The organism is Bartonella sp. AP57NXGY, assembly GCF_042195805.1.
Lineage (GTDB): Bacteria > Pseudomonadota > Alphaproteobacteria > Rhizobiales > Rhizobiaceae > Bartonella.
On the sequence record NZ_JBHIOZ010000010.1, the window covers coordinates 2028 to 6752 of the forward strand.

Consider the following 4725-nt stretch of genomic DNA (forward strand, 5'->3'; position numbering starts at 1 on the left):
CCCTCAATGAGGTTATGTTTGTATGTCTGTTTCAGAGATTATAAAAAATAGATATACACAATGCTTTTATCCTATTCTGGCATGTAAAAGCTGTTATCGCAAAAAATACTGAACCAATATTTATTTGAGATACGCAGCCGTATGATCGGTATTAATTTATAGGTAACAGCAACATCATGAGTTTTACTAAACAAATAATGCACTCAAATGACAAATATACTAAATATGAATCGGTATTGCTTTGTTAGCGAGTGAAACGATGTTAATCTCATATGATCTTACTTGTATGCGTATATGCTTATAAGTGTCTATACGCGTCCTTTAAAGTTATTTAATTAAAAAATTGAGAATAATACTAGGACAATCCTTGGCTAAAGAAGTCAACGTGATGCTACAAAAGAATTTCTGTGTACCTTTATCATAACCAATATTAAAGCTGATTAAATAACCTCACCTTCTATCTCGTAATGATATTGCAACGGAAGTTCTTGGGGACAAAAAAAGCAGAGCAAAATATATGAAATAAAATAAACTTAAAGCGCTTTTCCTATAGTCTTTATTCTAAGAGAGTCTAATTGGAACAAGAAGTGCCTTTTGTGAGAGCTCAGAAACCATATTAAAACATGAGCTGTGAATGAGCGCATTTATGTTGTACGAACTTTTTACAATAGCAGCATGTTTTTGTGTGTCTTCATGGCTTCAACCTGTCACTACACAATGATGATATAATATTCATTGTTTTCCATATATGATTGCACCGCCTTTCTACACCTTAAAGAACGAATATTTTCAATCCAATATGGTCTAAACAGTTCTGCTTCTTCAAGCAGGTCTCTTTTGGCTTTTCAATTATGTAATTCACTTAACTTAAAGACTCTACAGGCAAGAATCCCAACTTAAGAATATTCATTACTTACTCTAAAAACACTTAATATATTAAGTTTTACGAGTCTCGTATCACCACACCATAAATGGCAATATCTTATGGCACAACAAGATAAAGGTATTTTTGAACCAGCAACCTTTTCTTTATGCAAAAAATTCAATAATAAAACGCTCATAAATAGTAGTAAGTGTTTCCATTGCATCAAGGGCTACACACTCATCTACCATATGCATCGTTTGCCCTGGTAAGCCAAATTCAACCACTGGGCAATAATCCTTAATAAATCGCGCATCTGAAGTACCACCAGAAGTGGAACATTCTGGTATATTCCCTGTTACACTTTTAATAGCATTGGATAAAGTTTGAATGAGTTTATCATTTTTGGTCAAAAAAACATCTCCTAAACTTGGAATCCATTCAAGCTGATAAGAGGGATATTGATCACCATTGTTTTTTGATTGCACCAAAGCAAGACGCTTTTCAATTTCCTTCATCAGTGTTTCTTTTGTCCAAAGATCATTGTAGCGTATATTAAAATGAACTGTTGTCTGCGCTGGGATAACATTGACCGCTAAATTACCGGTATCGATGCTTGTTAGCTCTAAATTACTGGGTTGAAAATTTTCTGTCCCTTTATCTAAGACGATTTGTGTCAATGCTTGAATAAGCTTACTTGCCAAAGGCAAGGGATTGGCAGCCCTCTCTGGAAAAGCAACATGACCTTGACGACCCTTCACGGTAATGACACCAGAAATCGATCCGCGGCGACCAATTTTGATAATATCACCAACAGTCTTTACGCTTGTTGGTTCTCCCACAAGAGCCGCAGTCCATTTTTCGCCTTTTTTTTCTGCCCATTTGAGAAGTTTTACCGTACCATTAACAGCAGGCCCCTCTTCGTCACCAGTAATTAAAAGGCTTACCCTTCCTTTAATGGGTCGTTTCTCAAGAACTCGCGCTAGAGCCGCAATAAAACAAGCGATACCACCCTTCATATCAACAGCACCCCGCCCATATAATTTCCCCTGATCTATAACAGCTTCAAAAGGTGGGTAAGTCCAATCTTCCAATGCACCTGGCGGTACGACATCCGTATGACCCGCAAACATAAGATGGGGTCCTTCACTCCCCATTTTTGCATAAAGATTTTCAACATTATCTGTATTTTTATCCGTAAAAACAGGGCGATCGACGTGAAATCCCATTTTTTTCAAAAATTGTTCCAAAGTTGATAAAGCCCCTGCTTCATGAGGTGTAACAGAAGGACAACGAATAAGTGCCTGTAATAGCTGAAGTGGATCTGTAAGAACAGACATAAAAAACCTTCCCATTTTTTATAAGTCATCGGAACTTAGGGTTATTACGCTGAATTACAAAAAAGATAAAGCAAAACATTGAAGACACTCAGCAAACCAAGCAGGGGAGAACAATCGTGCTGAGAGCTTCAATGGCTTCCTCATTATACATGAGCAAGCACACACTCAACAAAACACTCAACAAAAAGTTCCGTTAAATATTGCCTTCATTTGAAAGTTTTTTACGCCTCTAAATTATATGAATCAAAATTAATTGCATGCAGTCTAGGAGCATTTTCTTTCAACCAAGCACGATATGTTTTACTATCAGGACATAGCTCTTCACAAAGAGCCCAAAATCTTGGCCCATGATTCATTTCAACAAGATGAGCAACTTCATGGGCAACAACATACTCAACAACTTCTTTTGGTGCCATAATAAGGCGCCAAGAAAAAGAAAGACGCTTATCGATTGAACAAGAGCCCCAACGACTTCTCGTATCTTTATAACAAATGGATTTGACTTTACGCTCTACCTGATGAGCATAATGTGCCACCAAAGGCGTTATAATAAGCGCCGCTTGTTTTTTCAAAACGTCAGCAATGCGTCTTGGGAGATATTCTAATTGACCATAAACAATAATTTCAGGCCCTTGCTCCGCATCTGCTGTAATGATTTCTGTTACCCCACGTCCCTCTCTATGCTTTATGGTATGAGAAACACCCAATAAGGGAATTGTCGCCCCCTCTTTGAGATAAGCATTTTTATGAGAGATTTGTACATGAGCAAGACGTGCCTCAATCCAAGATCGATGCTTTTCAATAAAATTTTCAACCGCATAGAGATTTATTGCTGGTGGTGTTGTTACACAAATCTCCTGACTTCTGGCATCAATACGTAAGGTAAGACGGCGCGCATACTTATTTTCCCGCACCCGTACAGGTACAGAGCGCTCAGAAAAAATAAAATGCTGTTTAGAAATGCTCATATATTTTTATCTTCATCAATAAATGTACCCCTTACTTTGCATTAATCTGATTAATAAAAGATCTCAATACTGTTTCAAGGCAATCTAAATCTTGTGGACGAGAAAAGCGATGATCCGCATCACGAACAAGTGTCAATGTTACATCATGGAGAGGTAAATGATCAAGTAAAGTCAATGTATGCTGATAGGGGATATCTTCATCTTCCATCCCTTGTAGAATATGGACTGGACATCCAACATCAATGCATCCTTTCATCACACAATTTTCGCGCCCATCTTCAATCAATGTTTTTGTAAAGGGCATTGGCTCTGTATCATCAACTGCAGGTCGTTCAATATAGCCTTTCTCCTCCAAAATCTTCCATTCTTCTGGGCCTAATTTTGGTTCCACCAATGTTTGTGTAAAATCAGGTGCTGGAGCAATCAATATCATGCCAGCAAGCTTCTTATTTTTCTGTGCTAGCATCATTGCAAGCCTTAGCGCAATCCACCCCCCCATAGAGGAACCAATCAAAATTTGTGGACCCTCACAATAGGTTTCAAAAGTCGCTAAACTTTCCTTAACCCAACGCGAAATTGTTCCTTGAAAAAAATCACCTTCAGATTCTCCATGTCCAGAATAATCAAAACGTAAACAAGACAAATCATTCTTCTGAGCAAACTGATCAACTAACGTTGCCTTACTTCCTAACATATCGGATTGATAGCCAGGAAGCCAAACCAAACCTGGAGATTGGCGCCCCTTGCGATAGCGTACTGCAAGTGCGGTGTTCTCAAATGAAAAAAACTGACAAGAAATATTTTGATCCATGATTTTTTATCCTCTATAAAACAATTTCTTTAAATTAAGAGAAAAACTTTTATAATCTAAATCATTCCAAAAAGTAATAAATCAAATAATGAAAATAACACGAATTATAGTTGTTTTTAGGTACATAATTGTATATTAAATTAACTGTAGTTGAATCAAAATTTAAGGAGCATAAACCATTCGTAAACCGTTTAAAATGACACCTACCCAAAAAGACGGACCACGTTCAAATCAGGATATTCGGGTACCTCATGTTCAGCTTATCAATGATGAGGGACAACATCAGGGAGTTGTTGCGATACAAGAAGCTCTTGCTATGGCTGCAGATGCGGGACTTGATTTGGTTGAAATTGTACCAAATGCGGAGCCACCTGTATGTAAAATCATCGATTTGGGAAAATTAAAATATCAAACCCAAAAAAAAGCTGCTGAAACACGTAAGAAGCAAAAAGTCATCGAAATCAAAGAGATTAAGATGCGCCCAAATGTTGATGTCCATGATTATGGAGTTAAACTCAAGGCTGTTCATCGCTTTATTGATCATGGTGATAAAGTAAAGATTACTTTGCGTTTTCGTGGTCGTGAGATGGCTCACCAAGATCTTGGATTAAAGCTTCTTCAGCGTGTAAAAGAAGATACAAGTGAAATTGCCAAAATCGAATTGGAGCCAAAGCTTGAAGGCCGGCAAATGATGATGGTGATAGCACCTAAATAGTTTTGCATTGGAATAATATTCGCATGCAA

Annotated in this window: 4 protein-coding genes; 1 reads left to right on the top strand and 3 read right to left on the bottom strand. The window is 37.5% G+C overall.

Annotated features, from left to right (window positions below):
• Nucleotides 1–1029 precede the first annotated feature (1029 nt).
• The 3 genes from dapE to ACFIL8_RS02725 form a co-directional block, all read right to left on the bottom strand.
• Complete coding sequence (gene dapE, locus ACFIL8_RS02715; protein ID WP_375611380.1) at nucleotides 1030–2202, bottom strand: succinyl-diaminopimelate desuccinylase; 1173 nt, start codon at nucleotides 2200–2202, stop codon at nucleotides 1030–1032.
• A gap of 221 nt (nucleotides 2203–2423) precedes the next feature.
• Nucleotides 2424–3170, bottom strand: coding sequence for a M48 family metallopeptidase (locus ACFIL8_RS02720; RefSeq protein ID WP_375611379.1), 747 nt, complete (start codon nucleotides 3168–3170; stop codon nucleotides 2424–2426).
• A 31-nt stretch (nucleotides 3171–3201) separates the two neighbouring features.
• Entirely contained in the window at nucleotides 3202–3981 is a 780-nt protein-coding gene (locus ACFIL8_RS02725; protein WP_375611378.1) for an alpha/beta hydrolase, read from the bottom strand.
• A 196-nt stretch (nucleotides 3982–4177) separates the two neighbouring features.
• Here ACFIL8_RS02725 and infC point away from each other — a divergent pair, with 196 nt between their 5' ends.
• Nucleotides 4178–4696: a translation initiation factor IF-3 gene (gene infC, locus ACFIL8_RS02730; protein WP_026500140.1), complete on the top strand. Its 519-nt coding sequence runs from the start codon at nucleotides 4178–4180 to the stop codon at nucleotides 4694–4696.
• Nucleotides 4697–4725 lie beyond the last annotated feature (29 nt).

What these genes read in the sequence shown, in the direction of transcription:
- infC (WP_026500140.1), top strand. Translation starts at nt 4,178, where the DNA reads ATGACACCTACCCAAAAAGACGGACCACGTTCAAATCAGGATATTCGG.
- ACFIL8_RS02725 (WP_375611378.1), bottom strand. Translation starts at nt 3,981, where the DNA reads ATGGATCAAAATATTTCTTGTCAGTTTTTTTCATTTGAGAACACCGCA.
- dapE (WP_375611380.1), bottom strand. Translation starts at nt 2,202, where the DNA reads ATGTCTGTTCTTACAGATCCACTTCAGCTATTACAGGCACTTATTCGT.
- ACFIL8_RS02720 (WP_375611379.1), bottom strand. Translation starts at nt 3,170, where the DNA reads ATGAGCATTTCTAAACAGCATTTTATTTTTTCTGAGCGCTCTGTACCT.